Raw genomic sequence first — 1036 nt, 5'->3', positions numbered from 1 at the left:
GTAATTGCTCAACCCCCTTGACAAGAAGACGAGATAGACATTAGATCAAGGAATGGAAAAACTCCCCGACTTAAAGCAACTATCGAACGAGGCGAAAGAAGCCTTGATAGTAGAGCTATGGCAAGAAATCCAAAAACTCACCGCCGCTTTAGCCAGTACAGGGGAAGCAAAACAAAATAAAGTTCCCACCAAAACCAGCAAAAATTCTAGCACTCCGCCGTCGAAGGGATTCAAGCCCAACATTAAGCAATCGAAAATTGAGGGGGTAAAAAGAGCCGGGAGCTTAGGAAGAGCAGGAGGGGGAAGAGAACTACATCGTGATCCCGACCAAACAATCATCGCCCAACTCAAAAATTGTCCCCAGTGTGGAGAGAAAGTCACCACTGCTGCCCAAAAACTGCAATCGGTCTACGAAAAAATCGAACTACCACCAATTCGTCCCATCATCACCCGAATCGAACGTTATGGTGGTCAGTGTGCCTGCTGTCACACCGAATATGTTGCACCTGTACCATTAGGAATGGAACCAGGCTCACCGTTTGGCAGTTCAATTCAAAGCTTAGTCACATATCTCCGTTACACTCATGCCATCAGTTACGAACGGCTATCGTCCATATTTGCATCTGTATTTGGACTCAAGATATCAGAAGGCGCAATCGCCAACCTATTAAAGAAAGTCAAAACGAGTTTAGATGACCAAGTAACTCAAATACTACAACGGCTGCGGCGGGCAAAATTAATTTGTTCAGATGAAACGAGCGCGAGAGTTAACGGACAAAATCAGTGGGAGTGGGTGTTTCAGAACCCTGATGTTTGCTTGCACATCATCCGCCCTAGCCGAGCCAGTGGAGTAATGTACGAAGTTCTAGGAGAACATCGTCCCGATATTTGGGTGTCAGATTTATTTAGCGCTCAAAAAAATCATCCAGCACCACAATGGCAAGTGTGTTTGGCTCATCAATTGCGGGACTGCCAATATGCGATTGATGCTGGGGACAGGATTTTCGCCCCAGCAATGAAGAAGTTATTATTCAGG

1 protein-coding gene is annotated in these 1036 nt (G+C 45.8%); it reads left to right on the top strand.

All coding sequences use genetic code 11. The features are described 5' to 3' along the window. Positions 1-52: 52 nt before the first annotated feature. Positions 53-1036 (top strand): IS66 family transposase (locus QUB33_RS29570; RefSeq protein WP_333358292.1); only part of this gene is annotated, 984 nt, incomplete at its 3' end.

Source organism: Microcoleus sp. B3-A4 (genome assembly GCF_036705385.1).
In the GTDB taxonomy this organism is placed as follows: Bacteria; Cyanobacteriota; Cyanobacteriia; order Cyanobacteriales; family Microcoleaceae; genus Microcoleus.
Note: the sequence above shows the minus strand (reverse complement) of the source record. Positions and strands in the feature narration are given on the sequence as shown.